The sequence below is a fragment of the Desulforhopalus glucosivorans genome, from assembly GCF_054397165.1.
This window is the reverse complement of record NZ_AP044854.1, coordinates 177,446-193,565: the sequence shown is the minus strand read 5'-3', so window position 1 is coordinate 193,565 and position 16,120 is coordinate 177,446. Positions and strand designations below refer to the sequence as shown.

General features: G+C 43.3%; 12 protein-coding genes. 2 read left to right on the top strand and 10 right to left on the bottom strand.

Translation table 11 applies throughout. The features are described from left to right. Positions 1-387 precede the first annotated feature (387 nt). The 7 genes from ACX6CI_RS00845 to ACX6CI_RS00815 all read right to left on the bottom strand — a co-directional run bounded on the left by ACX6CI_RS00845 (position 388) and on the right by ACX6CI_RS00815 (position 11,045). Positions 388-813 carry a putative signal transducing protein gene (locus ACX6CI_RS00845; RefSeq protein WP_458776287.1) on the bottom strand — a complete coding sequence of 142 codons (426 nt, stop codon included), beginning with the start codon at positions 811-813 and terminating at the stop codon, positions 388-390. Positions 814-908: 95 nt separating this feature from the next. Next, positions 909-2,129 carry a pyridoxal phosphate-dependent aminotransferase gene (locus ACX6CI_RS00840; RefSeq protein ID WP_458776286.1) on the bottom strand — a complete coding sequence of 407 codons (1,221 nt, stop codon included), beginning with the start codon at positions 2,127-2,129 and terminating at the stop codon, positions 909-911. A gap of 190 nt (positions 2,130-2,319) precedes the next feature. Beyond that, positions 2,320-4,794, bottom strand: a complete 2,475-nt coding sequence (locus ACX6CI_RS00835; protein WP_458776285.1) for a response regulator — start codon at positions 4,792-4,794, stop codon at positions 2,320-2,322. A 4-nt stretch (positions 4,795-4,798) separates the two neighbouring features. Further along, positions 4,799-5,206: a response regulator gene (locus tag ACX6CI_RS00830; RefSeq protein ID WP_458776284.1), complete on the bottom strand. Its 408-nt coding sequence runs from the start codon at positions 5,204-5,206 to the stop codon at positions 4,799-4,801. Then, positions 5,203-7,542 carry an ABC transporter substrate binding protein gene (locus ACX6CI_RS00825; protein WP_458776283.1) on the bottom strand — a complete coding sequence of 780 codons (2,340 nt, stop codon included), beginning with the start codon at positions 7,540-7,542 and terminating at the stop codon, positions 5,203-5,205. Before ACX6CI_RS00825 ends, ACX6CI_RS00830 begins: the two co-directional genes overlap by 4 nt. A gap of 396 nt (positions 7,543-7,938) precedes the next feature. Next, positions 7,939-8,268 carry a hypothetical protein gene (locus ACX6CI_RS00820; RefSeq protein ID WP_458776282.1) on the bottom strand — a complete coding sequence of 110 codons (330 nt, stop codon included), beginning with the start codon at positions 8,266-8,268 and terminating at the stop codon, positions 7,939-7,941. Positions 8,269-8,498: 230 nt separating this feature from the next. Then, positions 8,499-11,045, bottom strand: a complete 2,547-nt coding sequence (locus ACX6CI_RS00815; protein ID WP_458776281.1) for a phosphoenolpyruvate carboxylase — start codon at positions 11,043-11,045, stop codon at positions 8,499-8,501. Between the two features lie 354 nt (positions 11,046-11,399). Between ACX6CI_RS00815 and ACX6CI_RS00810 the strand changes: the two genes are divergently transcribed. Then, the gene (locus tag ACX6CI_RS00810; RefSeq protein WP_458776280.1) at positions 11,400-11,828 is read left to right on the top strand and encodes a phage integrase N-terminal SAM-like domain-containing protein; all 429 of its coding nucleotides are present in this window, start codon (positions 11,400-11,402) and stop codon (positions 11,826-11,828) included. A 193-nt stretch (positions 11,829-12,021) separates the two neighbouring features. Further along, the gene (locus ACX6CI_RS00805; protein ID WP_458776279.1) at positions 12,022-13,263 is read left to right on the top strand and encodes an MFS transporter; all 1,242 of its coding nucleotides are present in this window, start codon (positions 12,022-12,024) and stop codon (positions 13,261-13,263) included. Between the two features lie 2 nt (positions 13,264-13,265). On the opposite strand, the gene cobC is transcribed toward ACX6CI_RS00805, so the two are convergent. Genes cobC through ACX6CI_RS00790 form a run of 3 tightly spaced genes read right to left on the bottom strand, consistent with a single transcriptional unit; the run spans position 13,266 to position 15,984 of the window. After that, complete coding sequence (cobC, locus tag ACX6CI_RS00800) at positions 13,266-13,868, bottom strand: alpha-ribazole phosphatase (protein ID WP_458776278.1); 603 nt, start codon at positions 13,866-13,868, stop codon at positions 13,266-13,268. Next, positions 13,865-14,968: a DVU_1551 family NTP transferase gene (locus tag ACX6CI_RS00795; protein ID WP_458776276.1), complete on the bottom strand. Its 1,104-nt coding sequence runs from the start codon at positions 14,966-14,968 to the stop codon at positions 13,865-13,867. Before ACX6CI_RS00795 ends, cobC begins: the two co-directional genes overlap by 4 nt. Next, the gene (locus ACX6CI_RS00790) at positions 14,965-15,984 is read right to left on the bottom strand and encodes an XdhC family aldehyde oxidoreductase maturation factor (protein ID WP_458776274.1); all 1,020 of its coding nucleotides are present in this window, start codon (positions 15,982-15,984) and stop codon (positions 14,965-14,967) included. The genes ACX6CI_RS00795 and ACX6CI_RS00790 overlap by 4 nt, the downstream gene beginning before the upstream one ends. Positions 15,985-16,120 lie beyond the last annotated feature (136 nt).

Sequence of the window (16,120 nt, the reverse complement as noted above, 5' to 3'; positions counted from 1 at the left end):
GTAAGAAGTATTAAGCTCAAAAGTACAACTTGAATTTGTCTTGTCATTACCCTGCTCCTTCAATTGCAGTGCCTGCATAAAGAGACTCACATAATTGCTGCTATTTTTGATCGCAGTCTCAGTGATCAATAATCGAGAAACCGTCGATTTACAAAAACCCCCAAGAAAACACCGATCAGGCTACCAGCAAAACTAACCCAATATGCTGTCATGATACCACCCATAGAAGCTCCGAGTTTCCAGCCAAGCCAACTACAGAGACTTATACTTAAAAAAAGACATAGTTTTTTTCATATTCTCTATACAACACTCAATTTGATCAGCACCAATTCTTTTCATACTTCAGCCAATCCAAATAAAGCGCAGGAAAGTGGACCAAACGCCTTCCTATGACTTTTGCATTGGTTTCATTTTATGGCCACAATCTTTGCATTTGTAGCGAATTCCGAAAAGAAACAGTGGAAGACTCAACAGTAAAAACAGCGCACCCGCTTTTCTTGACAGATTAATGTAACTAAGATTAGCTGAACCACATTTTCTACATATATCGTTTTTCTCAACTTCAGGAAATTCCTGATCTATTTCTGAGAGAATGGCTGACTCATCAGTGGTTAATATGTCCATCGCTCTTTCAAAATTTTCAGTGTGTACCTGTACCTTAACCCCACCAAGTGCATTGGAATACATCCAGTTCATCCCCACATGATGTTTATTTAACAGAAAGCAGGGAATACCTTCAGATTCGAGTTTAGCTTTGGCTAATTCCGCTAATGGGAGGTCAAAATAGCTTATGACGGTTTTAAATTTGGACATTTATTCTATGACATTACATGCACAAGTTTTGAGTCGTTGTTTATCACATTGTTAATATAGAGCGCATAACAACAGACCTGTTACACCCTGCTATCCTATCGCTGCAAAAACTCTTTCAACTTACTCAAACCTTCTTCAATTTGATCAAGATTAATGCCTGAATATGCAAGCCTCAGATATTTACGATCTTCTCCATTAAGCGAGGTCCCAAAATGAGTTCTAGCACAAAGAGAGACCCCTGTATTCGTAAGAACATCATCAAGAAAAGGTTGGTAGTCTGTATAACCACAATTCGTCATAGCCTCTGTCACATCAGGGTAGAGGTAAAAGGTGGCATTTGGGCGATAACAGCTTATCCCCTCAATACTGTTCAGCAGGTCAACGGCACAGTCTCTTCTACCTTTAAGGGTCGCGAGTATCTCCGCTGCACCCGACTGACTGCCTGTCAGCGCCTCACAGGCTGCATACTGGTTGCTATGGCTGGTACAGGACTCGTCATTGACATTGAGTTTAGTGATTACATCAATGATCGACTTTGGTCCAAGTGCTGCCCCTACACGCCAACCGGTCATTGCATATTTTTTAGAAAAGGTGTGGAGGATTACGCTGCGCTCAACCATACCAGGTTCCATAATAAGAGAGGTTGATTGTCCTTCATAGCGCACATCAAAATAGGCTTCATCAACCAGAACCTTAAGGTCATATTTCACTGCAATTTCAGCTATTCGTTTACGATCCTCGGCACTACATTCGGCACTGGTTGGATTGTGTAGATCATTTACGATGAGAAGCTTCGTTCGCTCCGTAATTGCAGCTTCCAGAGCATCCAGATCAAAGGAGAAATTCGTCTCTCCTGGAATAATAGGATATGGAACAGCTCTACCACCATGGAAACGAATCTGGGACTCGTAAATAGGAAAACCCGGGTTTGGATAGAGCACCTCATCGCCTGGATTCATGAGTGCTAAAAGGAATTTTGAGATGACCGGCTTACCACCTGGCTGTACCGCCACATTGTCAGGAGTGTATGCTGTTTTCCGGCTACGATTAAACTCTACTGCCAACGCTTCACGCAGTTGAGGAATACCCGCATTTGGTGTATAGCCGTTTTTTCCATCCCGCATTGCTTTATGGGCCGCTTCTATGATATTTGCAGGGGTAGGCAGGTTCATGTCACCCAGATGAAAAGGGTACACCCTGTTGCCTGCTGCTGAATGCTGCGCTGCCTGAGCCGCCACCATAAATGCCGTTTCTACACCGAGGTTTTCAACCCTGTCTGCCAACTTCATACGTTTCTCCATCTCGTTTATACTCATACAAATCCTTCGAATCCACCGACTCCACCAATATAAGAACAAGCCAAATTATCTATATCTGAAGAGTTACACTTTTGCAGGAAACGAAGCAAGGAATAGAACAAGGATACAGCTTAGGAGTGGAAAAAATTTAAACAATATGAGCATTTTGCGAAAATATTGGAGCAAAACAACTTTTGCAAGCGTCTCATTACTGATCGAGCACGGTGCGCACCTTAGCGGCAAGTGTATCTATGGTAAAGGGTTTTTGAATAAAGGCAACATCATCATCTAAGACACCCCCTTCCCCGATTATCTCATCGGCATAACCAGACATATACAGAACCTTCAGTTCAGGATGTAGAGATCTGGCGTACACAAACAACTCTTTACCATTGAGGCCTGGCAAGATAACATCGGTCAACAGCAGATCAACTGTTTCTTTTTCAAGTATCTTCAAGGCATCGGGAGCATTCCCAACCGCCCGAATCGTATAACCGAGTTGCCCTAACAGCTCTTCGACCATCTCTTTTACTACCAGATCATCTTCGACAAGCATAATCTCTTCGCTACCATTAAAGCTTTTCAACTCCTTACTGCTATCCTGGGCTTTGGCTTTGACCATATCAACTACAGGGAGAAATATTTTAAAGGTTGTCCCATTACCAACCTCACTTTCAACCTTGGTGTGCCCTCCATGTTGGGAAACAATACCATAAACCGTTGCAAGTCCAAGGCCCGTACCCTTATCACCTTTGGTTGAGAAAAACGGTTCAAAGATATGATCAAGAAGGTCACCCTCCATTCCACACCCTGTATCGCGAACCATCAGCACCATATGTTTGTTTGCCGAATTCAGACCACAGCGGACCATATCTTCATGGCAATCCACCATAGCTGTCTCAAAGGTGAGACTGCCGCCGCCTGGCATCGCATCGGCAGCATTAACACTAAGATTCATCAACACCTGCTCTATCTGCCCCATATCCGCTTCAACTGTTTTAAGGCCATCATCGAGCTTGAATATCAACTCTATATCTTCACGGATAGTACGGCGCAGAAGCTTGCTAAATCGTTCTATTACATTATTGACGTTAAGTGGCTGATACTGCAGGGTCTGCTTTCGACTAAAGGCAAGGAGTTGTCCCACTAAATCCCGTGCTCTTTCGCTTGCACGCATCATCTGCTCAAGATAACCTTTTCGTTTATCTGTCTCGTCAAAATCATTATACATGAGCTGACCATAACCTAGAACCGGAGTCAAAAGATTGTTTAAATCATGTGCCACACCTCCAGCCAGACGCCCTATGGACTCAACCTTCTGCGCCTGATGATACTGTTCCTCCAAGCGTGCCCGCTCTTCATTTGCCTGTTTTATTTTCGTAATATCAACAATGACAGATCGATAGCCCACTGGCAAACCATTGTCCTTTACAACTGCACAATGCAAGAGAACCGGAAAACCTTCTCCATTTTTTCTAAGCGCTCTATATTCAATAGGTTTATCACCAGATGTTTCAGACGGCTCAGTAAGTGCCAGACTCGCAAGTTCCCGCTGATCTTCATCCACCAGTTCTAAAATGTTGAAATGGGTGAGAAACTCAAATTCTGAGTATCCAAAAAGCTCCACCGCCCGAACATTGACATAGTTGACCATAAAGTTCAAATCAACCTCGATGACTGCTTCCGGCAGCATCTCAGCAAGTTCACGAAACCGGGATTCACTGGAGCGTAGATTTTCAGTGGCATAGATTGCCCGAAGGGTTTCACAACTATATGATGCGAGGATGGTCCCAATTTCCAGATCCTGCTCTACAAAGGGTGGAAACGTTTTATTATGCAAGGTGAGTATACCAATCACCTCTCCACTATCACCCTGGAGAGGAAATATTAACATAGATCCATCCCGGTACCCCTGCCAGCCACTTGTTACCACCATTGATTCCTGACTTATATTTTCATTCAGGAACGGTTTGTTGGCATCCATCACCTTTTTGAGAATCGAATTTTCAAGGAGAGGAAAGGGTAAAAACGAGGGAACATGTTCCACGTCAAGACTGTGTATAAGGCGTAGTCCATCAGGTTCACTAAGAAAAAGACTCCCCCCTGTTGCAGCCATATGTTCGGCGAATTCTTCAAGCAGAGTCGAACCAAACCGAACAACATCTGTACACACCGACAGGTTCTTGGTCGTTTGAAGTACTTTTTTCAGGCGGGCATTAATGGTTTCAAGATGGGTGTTGGCTTTTTCCAGTTCTCCTGTTCGCTCCCAGACAAGTGCCTCAAGATCCTCCTGATAACTCTTATTTTGACGTTGGAGTTGTGAACGTTCGAGGCATTTATCAACCGCATGGATGATGATGTTCATATCCTGTACCGGTTTCAAGATATAGTCCCACGCACCCAGTTGTAATGCCTGGACCGTATCACTAATCCTCCCGGTTCCGGAGACAACGATAAAGGGCGTTTCAGGCGAAACTTTACTTATTTTCTGCAACAGTTCCAGCCCATCCATCTCAGGCATACGCAGATCACTTAAAATCAGGTCTGGTTGTTCCTTTTCAAACAATTCCAGAGCTTGAAAACCATTTTCAGCAGTGATAACTTGAAAATCCCTATCTTCTAAAAAATCAGCAACTGATTCCCTTAAGACTTCCTCATCATCAACCATAAGGATCTTTATCAACTTATCACTCCCCATGAAATGGCCTATTATTGCAATGGCTTATATGCTGCATAATCGACTCCGCAAGTTTCTCCAGGTCCGTCACCGGTTTTGCAAAAACCTTGCTATAAACCTGTGGCCGTGAAAGTACAGCTTCTGGAGGTTGATACTCGGGTGAGCCAGTACAGATAACACAGACAACATTGGGGTGCGTTTTTTCAAGTTCCAGAATAAAACTATTACCGTCCATACCCGGTAACCTGATATCAACAACGACACCTCCCGGTGGGTCCTGTTTTACTGCTTCCAGCGCCTTTTCTGCAGTTTCTGCTTCACGAACATCCCAGCCTAGGTCTTCAAAATAGTATTGAAAACTCTCCCGTACAGCATCGTCGTCATCGAGGATCAGTATTGTCGGAGCTACGCTAGTCATACTCTTTTACCCTTCACAGGAAGCTCGATAATAAAGCGAGCACCCTGCCCCACAACGGATTCCACCTTCATCCGGCCATCATGATTTTCGGTGACTATAAAGTAGGAAACACTAAGGCCAAGCCCCGTTCCCATATCCACCGCCTTCGTTGTGAAAAATGGTTCAAAAACCCGTTTACGAATAGCCTCCTCCATACCTGGGCCATTATCTTCTATCTCAAGACAAATCCAATCAGGATCGGTCTGCGTCACCTGCAGAGTAAAAATATGCTCATCGTTTACCTGGCTCTGATTGTCCTGCATGGCTTCAGCACCATTACGCAGAATATTGAGTATGACTTGCTGAATTTTACTTTTTTCGCACGGGATTGGAGGGAGGTTTTCCTGATACTTTTTAACCACGGTAATCTGACGAAAATCATATCGTTTTTTCAGATCATAATCACTTCCCGCAAGCTCCAGACACTGGTCAAGTATCTCTGGCAGATCATGGGTTGAAACAGTACTGGAACTTTTACGCGCAAACTGGAGCATATTGGAGACAATTTCTGCTGCACGGGCCCCGGATTCACAAATACGATCAAGCATCTTAGGGATACCGCGGGACAACATATATTCGTGGATTACTGTAAGCTCAACACCTGCGGCTTCTGCTGCGCGTATATTAGCTGCCATATTCTCATTGGTAAGCCGGTCCTTCATCACATTTGCGGTCTGGATCATTCCTGCAAGCGGATTATTTATTTCGTGGGCCATACCAGCAGCAAGACCGCCTACGGAGAGCATCTTTTCACTCTGTACCATCATCTCTTCAAGACGTACCTTTTCGGTAACATCATCAAGCCTGATAACTGCACCTTCAATACCATTTGACACAAGGGGATATACCGTCACATCTTCATAGCAGGTCTCATTATCTGTATTGTGGGATTTTCTTGGTTGCAGTACAACTTCACGACTGCTCATCGCATCACGTACCCGTTCCATTTCAGAGCCAAGCCTTGGAAAAGCCAGCTCTAACGGCTGACCAAGAGCCTCATTACAGGTCATTCCCGTTTCAGCCTTTGCCCTGCTGTTCCAATGGGTAACCTTACCACTAGAATCCACTCCCACCAACACCGACGGCATGGAGTTGATAATGTTTGAAATAAAATTTTCAGCTTTACGTAGCGTATCTTCTGCACGCTTTGAGCGTATGAGACCGTAGGCAAGTACAATTATCAGCAGTATGAGCACACCGATAATAATTCCAATTTTGACTATGAGTGCTTTATATTCCTGAACAAATGTCAGTGGAATATTTAAGATATCCGCATCTGCCGGAATATTACCAAAGGCGACATTGAATCTTTTTAAACTCCCATAATCGAGACAAAACCGTGTGGGGCTTTTCCAGGTAACAGGTATATCCTCAATAGAGACACCAGCAAGGAGCTGATTTACCTTTTCAACTGCTTCAACACCCTGATCATAGCCACTGGTGAGATAACCACCCATAACCCCTTCCCGCATACTGAACTTCCAGCTCACATAAACAGGAACCTCAGTACTCTCCAGCACCAATGCAATACTCTCATCATATTCCAAAAACACACCTTCGCGGTCCCTGAAAAAGAAGGTAAACAGAACAGATGTCTGTTCATCTAAGGAGTTCAGTTTTTCAATGAGTTCGGTTGTAGTAACATCATAGACAAGTTCCAACTCAAGTTCACTATGGGTGCCCGCATCCTGTATACGAAGTATTTCCTTTTGGATTTTTTCACCGGTTATGGTGCTATCCGTGATAACAACAAGCTTGTGACGATCCGGGTGCAACAGCTTGATCAAATCGATATTACGATCAAGATCAGCTTGCTCATTTACCCCGGTTACATGCTCCATCCCACTAATATCATCTGTGGTGAAATAGTTCAGTCCACAAAAAACAATGGGGGTATCACCAAAAATTTCTTTTCCGCGATCCTTTATAAAATCAAAGGCATTATTATCAGAAACAATGATCACATCATACTGATATTTACTGTGCTTAAGAGAGAGAAGTTCACTAAGAAGTGAAAGATATTCTTCATTAAAATGTCTTTTGGTGTCCATGTATTCCACATGTAAAACAACACCGGAATCTGCTATATTTTCCTCAACACCGCGGGTGATTTCATCACTCCACATATACCCTTTGTGGTAAGAATTAAATAACAGAACGTGGGATTGAGAATCTGACTTGGCGGCAAAAACAGAGGTTGCGTTAAGGAACAAACTGAGGGTGACAACAAATAGCAGACAGATACACAAAACAATTCTAAAATCTTTATATACAACACCAAGCTGCGATCTTTTCATACAGAGCCTTGCTGATATTACCCGTAAAGATTTTGTGTTAAGAACTCCTGTCATTATCGATGTCAAAAACAGGTTTCCCATCACAGGAAAGACCTTTATAATTTTCCACTCTTATATATTATGCAGAATTTTGCCCATACTTCAAGAATCCATGGGAAAAATTAACAGGGAATCTGTTTTTCTCTAACTTGTATAGTTTACCATATCATTGCCAATAAAAGAGACGACATAGTTCCCCTGCATACGGCAATATGCATTTACTTCTCCGGGAAAAGCACACAAGTGTCTAAGACATCTGTGGAAATCCACGGACACCTATTAACGCTTTATCCTGCCTTTTACTGTTGCCATATATTGTTGGTCAATTCCTATCCTTAGTCGTTATGCTTAATTGTCTTAATATATTAACCAACTGAATATCCAAACCAAAAATCCTGCAAGAACGTAACTTAGCGCTGGAAATATGTCTTCTGATATCTGTTTTTCTTTGATTTCAAGAGACTCAACTTTTCGGAAGATTACTTTTGGAGTATGTAAAGCTCCACTTTTTGATTGGCTGAAAACACTTGGCAGGAATATTGTTATTGGTATTGCTCCCACAACAAAAAGAGCAAAGTCAAATTGTTGTGGGTTTTTAATGATAAACAAGACAATTACATATCCGATGCCAATAAGCCCTGCTGCGACAGGTAGACTTCTCACGAGACAACCAATTATTTTTCTCACAGCGATTTACCTCCAGTCGGGATTGACTTTCTAATCGTAGCATAACGGGCGCTGTTGAGCCGGGAGAATCGCAGTCGACTCCATCCGTAATTGATATGTGGATTTCGCAGCGTGGAACAGATCAAGTACATTGGAGGTACTCGACAGCGCCAGAGCCATATGGGCAACTGCTTTAACAACTCAGCTGAGGAAATTGACTGCGGCAGCAGCCTACTCCGTTCATGTGATACTCATGCAGAGTTCCTGCTGGCGTTGATATTGCCGTACAATGAACGGTGAATTATTTTTTCATACGACTCAGTAGCTTCCGATTTTTCGTGAATTTTCTGGAATGCATACTGCTGGATTGTCAGTAGTGGCAGAACAATATCTTCTCTGATTTCAATTGACCGATTTGAGATCGGTTCCTCCTCCATCAGGAATCGGTTTTTGGATACAAGGAGAACCATCTGTTTTGATAGTTCAAATTCATCGAATAAAATATTCCAGAAATCTTTGTATTCTTCATCCCTTTTTATATATGAAGTTAGGTTAAAATAACATTTTGACATGGACATCATACTGTTGAGAATCAAAGCTTTGAAGAATGGAACCTCCCTGTATAATTCCTGCAACATGTCGATGCCAACATCATCGACCAACGCTTTCAAGGCTGTTCCAATACCAAAATAACCAGGCACATTTTGCCTGAGTTGGCTCCATGACCCCACAAAAGAAATCGCTCTTAAATCCTGTAATGTAAGCTTCTCTGTTGTACCTCTTTTGGCAGGTCGGCTGCCGATATTAGCCATACCATAATATTTTAACGTACTCTTGTGCTCCAGATATGGCAGAAACTGTTTATGCTCTTTGAGTTCCACATATTTTTCATAGCTGATTTCTGCCAATCTTTCTAAAATATCCCGGGATTTTTTATAGATATCAACCTCTTCCCCAGATAATCCGTGTGACAGACCAGCTGTCAATAATTGTTCACAATTATGAATAAAATGGGCTCGGGTGCCGTACTGGCTGGTGATCGTCTGGCCCTGGATGGTGAGTTGGATGGCATGGTTAGCAATCCTCCGGCTTTGAGATGCATAAAACCGGTGCGTCTTCCCGCCACCCCGTGCGGGAGGTCCACCCCTGCCATCAAAAAAGATAACCTTGATATCATAACGATTACAGACGGCTGACAACTGTTCTTTCGTTTTAAATATAGACCAGTTAGCCTGCAAAAATCCGCCATCTTTTGTTCCGTCAGAGAATCCAAGCATGATGTTTTGCATGTCATTGCGACTTTTGACATGGCCCCTGTATTCAGGAATATCAAACAGCTCCTGCATGATCGATTCTGAATGTTTCATACCGTCCATTGATTCAAACAATGGAACGATATCAACGGGTATTGTTGTATCTTGCCAGCCACACCATCTCAGCAGGGCAAAAACGTACAAGACAGAGAAAATATTTTCAGAATTGCTGATGATATACCGGTTGCATCCAGCCTCTCCATTTTTTTCCTGTATTGATTTGATTTGCTGAATGGTTAAAAGCGTATCCTTGACCATCTCGTCTGTGAAATCATCGGGATGTAGATCAAATCTCTCATGAACAAGAATTGAAACTAAATCATCTTTTGATAGTTCTTTCAGGCTGTTACTGATCCGATTTTCATTTTTAAGAATGTGTGTAATTGTTTTTTCATGCTCAACGTGATTCTGCCGGATATCAATCGTTGCAAAATGTGTTTTGAAAATCTTTACTTTATCGATAAAGCGCTCCAACTCTCCAATATACAAACCATTGAAATTATGCAGTAATAACTCTTTAATCCGATTAAGCTGATTGAGTATGTCATCTACCGATAGAGTTTTCAAAGGATCAAACATCGTTAGATAGAGTTGTGCTTTCAAGCGGGCAATATCCTCCTCCACCTCTTTGAAAGTAAGTTTCTGCTCCAAACCTTTAATTTCATGGTAATAACATTTCATTAATGTCATTCGTAGCTCATCCGCCACAAGTTCGGTGGTCCTGGCAGTGACAAAGGGATTACCGTCCCGGTCTCCACCAGGCCAGAATCCAAGCTGAATTATATCGGGATTTTCAAAATTATCGGTGGGCAAATTTTCTTTGATGCGGGCATACAAATCTCCCACCGCGTCATAGTAGACACTACGTAAAAAATAGATGATATTTTTCGCTTCATCCAGCGGTGTCGGTTTTTTTGCATTCATGATTGATGTTAGCCCTAGCTGCTGCAGAGTAAGATCAATTTCATCTATCTTATTTTCACGAACAAGAACTCTTAACTTTTCAATGATATCAAGGACTGATCGAGGGTAAAACTGGGTAGGATGTGCGGTAAATACGATTCGAACGCTAAAATCAGACATCTTCTCATGCAGAAAGTCTGTATCCTTTTTTAATTGTGCAATTTCAATACACGTTGGGAGCGACATGTAGTCGCCATCTTTCAGCAATTGAGCAAATGCCGCATCTTCAGCGCTATCAAACAGCACCACCTGCCGTTCAACAAACTGGATTACCCGAAACATGAAATCAATTTTCTCTTCTTCACTATCAAAACTTGTGTGAAGCCTGAAAAAAGAATCCAATATTTCCAATGGTTCTTTCCCTGCCTCAAGTCCCTTTCTGCACTCTTGTTTCAGTAAAGGAATAAGGATGCCTACGTTTGTGATTTTCTGAAACGGCAGGCTCAAAAATAAACTGTTATAAATATTAAATTTATTTTCTACGGATCTTTTATATTCTTTTTCTCTCGGAGAGCTGTTCATGGACGACTACCTCTTTTAGGGGGGGGGAGGTACAAGGAGTCTTCATTCAATAACTGTATTAATGCTTAAAGCAAAGACAAGCGAACGTTCTATTTGCTCCTTCATGGGCTTCACTTTAGATTTTGGCCAGAAGCGACAATCTCTTGTGACCCCTCTAGAACCTTTTACTATGCTTCTGGATATACTTATTTTTTTGACATTAAAAAATGTATAAAACTCGGTTTAGTCTTCTGTTGAATATATGTTTTTTCATGATCACAATATAACATTTCTGGACCTATTTGGCCATCGGGTTAATGTTATGGAAGGCAACACACAATTACCCCAAATCCTCAAGTAAAATTAATGAATTAAGTGCGTGAGACCCTGAGGTACTGCCATTACGCTCGTTCAACAGAAAAAACATATTGCCAATGGATTTTACGTTACATCTATTTTTTTGATAAAAAACGCCACCCACCTACTGTACTAACGGAAGCGGAAATACTGAACCTTCTTGCCGAAATAAATGGACCTCATCTTTTAATGGCTAAGCTGATCTATAGATCTAGTATTCGACTCATGGAGTGTATTCAACTCCGCAGACAGGATATCAATTTTGGACAATGCCAAATTTTCGACCTTGGGGGAAAAGGAGGTAAAGATAGGGTTACCTTTTTGCCGTGTATACAAAACCAAGAATTACGTCTACACATCAAGCAAGTCAAAGAACTTCACAGAAGGGATTTAGCCGAGGGCTATGGAAAGGTCTATTTATCTAACCCGACAAACGGAATTTTTTAGTATAGCTGGATAAATACCATGGAAATGGTGCGATATCGGCAAGTTTTCCAACACTCAATTTCTTGTTTTTTTTATGACAGCTTTTCCTGAGTATGGTACTAAAACCTATGTGCTATAGCTTGAACCCCAGTCCACTGTTTGCAAGGCAGAGTTCTCTTCATACACCACATTTATAACCCCACTAAGCAAATCAATGATTCACGACTATTTTCATTTTATTAAACGTTCCTGGCCTCTGTTGATGTTTGGAATGCTCACAGTTTTCTGGGGTAATTTCGGCCAATCCTTTTTTATAAGCTGGTTCGGTGAGAGTTTTCAGGACTCTCTGGGGCTCTCTGCAACAGAGTATGGATCTGCCTACTCCACAGCCACCCTTGCCAGTGGACTTCTACTTATGTGGGTCGGAGCTACCATAGACAGGGTGCCACTGCACTGGTTTGTTGTCTTGAGTGGAACCGGCCTTTTTATTGGTGCCGTCAGTCTATCCCAGACCACAACACTTACAGGACTCATTGTCTGTCTCTTTATGCTCAGGTTTTTTGGTCAGGGGTTATTACCCCATACAGGCATCACGACCATGGCACGGGAGTTTACAATACACCGGGGCAAGGCTGTGAGTATTGCCAGCACCGGCGTTCCTTTAGGAGAGATACTGCTGCCCTCTTTTGCCCTGTTACTCATCGCCTCATTTGGCTGGCAGAAAAGCTGGCTGATAGTTGGCCTCACAATACCCTTTATTTTTCTTCCCATAGCCCTCCTACTATTACGTCAAAGTAGTCTGGATAAATATAGGGAGGAAACGGTATCTTCTGGTCAAAAGAAACAGCACGTACCAAAACAACAAGGTTCACGAAGAACCCTGCTCAAAGACTACAGGTTCTGGCTTGCTCTACCGGCCATTCTTGCAGCCCCATTTATCATTACAGGAATCTTTATTCATCAGGGCTTTATCCTCCCCGAAATGGGCTGGACACCGCACATGTTTGCCAGTGGTTTCGTGTTTTATGGCATCGCACACTGGTTTTCTTCAATGTATGTCGGAGCTCTTGTGGACCGTTTTAGCGGGGTGCAGTTGTTTAAGTTCTATCCGGTCCCTATGTTACTGGGGATTGTCCTCTGTGCCTTTAACTCAGGGGAATGGCTCGCCTATCTGCTGATGATGCTGCTCGGCCTCTCCATAGGTTCTGCAAATCCAATAGTGAATAGTTTGTGGGCCGAAGTATACGGGACCAAACATCTTGGCTCCATACGCGCACTTATCACTTCACTGGCGGTATTAAGCACTGCGGCGTCACCAATACTCTTTGGCATCTTAATAGACGGGGGAATCAACGGGCAGCAACTCTTTTTCTACCTATGCCTCTACCTGATTGCGGCAATCCTCCTCACCACTTTTTCATTTTCAGCAAGAACGATACTTTCTCAACTTCCTTAACATTACCGGGATGTTAGGCATGAGTTAAGACTCGCCAACTTAATAGAATTATCTATTACATGAAGGATATTATAACAACCATACCCCTGCTCTAATCTAAACATATTTTGCAAAGGCATACCAAGGATATGGCACAACAGAACACGGTTAACACCGGCGTGGGAGACCACTACAGACTGTGAAACAGTCTCTTCTATGATATGCTGTAATACTTGCTTACTCCGCAAGAGCAGATCAGTAAAACTTTCCCCACCGGGTGGCCTGTAGCCGGCCATATCTTCTCCCCTTTTTTCATATTCTCCGGGGAATTTTTCTTTTATTTCTGATATGGTAAGCCCTTCCCAGCAACCGAGATTAATCTCAGCAAGACCAGGTTCAACATCCAGGCCCACATTCAGATTTTCTGCTATAATTTCAGCAGTATCCCTGCAACGAATGAGGGGGCTACAGAACATTCGATCAAAAGACATACCCCCAAGAAAATTACTCAATTCCGCAATCTGCCCTCTTCCCCTACCCGTCAGTTGCAAGTCCGACCTGCCAATAAACCTCCTCGGCTTTCCTGCATCTATCTCACCATGACGAATCAAATAGATTGTCTTCACCTGCGCTTCCCTATATCAAGCAGTTTTTCAAGGGAACAACCGATACAATCTACGACAACAGTTTCAAGCTCTTTTGCCCGGGCCAGTCTTTTCTTAATGGCATTACACGCCTCAGTATCTTTTGCGTATATCTGAAGTTTTTCACCAAAACGACTTTGCACAGGCATCCTGTTTGTTCCTCTCACGACTTTATCGGCCAGGCAGACCAGTTCTTTTTCCGTCAATCTTCCCGACTTTGGTAATGTAGCATCCCGGTGGGCCTCAACAATATCTGCCAAACGGTTCAAACCCAGCTCAGTGAGCAACTCTGCGCCCTTTTCCTCGTGGTGTGACTTCCCTTTAGCAATGTCATGGAGGAGTGCACTATTATATAGAAGCTCCATATCAAGACTGTAGCCTTTTTTGTTCATCGCTTTGCCAATCTTGCAGGCAATGTCTGCCACAGCCATGCCATGATCCTGACCTCTTTTCCTCATCGCCAGCTGGCTCAGTGCCTTCACCTCAGCCCGGCTCCCCATATCCATCTGAGACAGCCTTTTTTTGAGAACCGAAAAGTCTTTTGGAGTGTCCGCGTCCAGAAGTATTCCTTCATCCCAGACAGGTACATCAAGGCTTGAATGTTGCTCTAGCAAGCCTTTCAGCCCACCTTTACCGTTATATTGAAGTATTGGGGCAATGAGCTTTGCAGGGATAAGCGGAGGATGGCCTCGCTCCCCTAAAAAGGTGGGATAAACCACATACTTTTCACACTTTTGCTTTATAAGAGTAGAAACAGTAGAAGGACGAATAAGGGGTATATCCACTGGCAGAACAAAAAATGCATCCACCTGCTTCATCTGTTTTGCGCCTGCACAAACGGATGAGAACATGCCACTATCGTAATCTTTATTATGAGTGGATTTAATACCGAGCCTTTCAGCTTCAGCCTTTACCTCACCTTTCTTGTGACCTGTAACAGCAACAATTTTATCGACCCCAGCCCCACGAAACAGCTCAACCACATGCTCAAGCAGATGCTTCTTCCCAAGCTTCATGAGTGGTTTAAACCCATCCATTCTGGACGAATAGCCCCCGGATAAAATTACAGTTCCAATCTTCACACTTTCATCTCTGCTCTAACTTTGATCATTTCTGCAACGATGGAAAGTCCGATCTCCTCTGGAGTATCACCCCCAATGGACAGTCCAATTGGGCTATAGACCCGCTCCAAATCTTCCTGGGTAAAGCCTTCTTTAAGAAGAGATGCGTAAACACCTTTTCGCTTCTTTGCGGAACCTATCATACCAATATACCCTGCATTAGTTCGAAGAGCCTCGGCCAGAACATCCCTGTCATGGAGATGGCCACGGGTCACGATCACAACAAAATCATCCGGCCCTAGTTGTGGTAAGCAGTTATCAAAACTCTCCAGTACAATCACCTCTTTAGCATCGGGATAACGATCTCTATTAGAGAACTCTTCACGGTCATCTATAACCACTACTTCAAAACCGGTAAAGGTTGCTAGATGAGCGGTTGCCAGGGCCACATGGCCTGCACCAAGAAGGTAAACCGTCCCAGGGTTGATAAGTGGTTCGACAAAATAGTCTTGTTCTTCGTGGCTAATAATAAACTTTGAGCGCCTGTTCTTTCGCTGGATTTCATTTCGGAGGGGAACCAGCAAATCACAATCCGTCGAACCATGGAGAAAATACATTTGAGGCCCAAGGCCGTCCGTCGGCAGCCCCGTTACCAGCATGGCCGGGATACCCCGATAAAAATCATCACGCATTTGTACGAAACTGGCCAGCTCAGCTGGTGTTATTTTCTGGAGAAGCACAGAAACCTCTCCACCACAGACCATACCCTCCGCCGCAGCAGAAGCATTAGTGAGATCAAAGTGCAACTCGGCAAATGTTTCCCCATGGGCACCTGTCATAAGCTCTTTTGCCCGCATAAGACAGCCGCCTTCAAGAGCGCCACCACCAAGGGTTCCCACCAGAGTTCCATCAAGACGAACGAGCATTCTGGCCCCGGATGTCCTCGGAGCAGAACCGGAACTCCGTACGATTGCTCCTATAACAGCGGTTTCACCCTGCTCAAGGGTTGAGATCAGGCTGTCGAGTATATACTGCATTCCACATCTCCTTCTATAGTTCAGATGTCCATGAACTTTTGGGTACTTGACTGAACCAGTTTAACGTTACTACTTCAATCCCAAAAACTTTGTCAATATACAAACTCTTCCCGTCCCCAATATAACTTACGTTTTT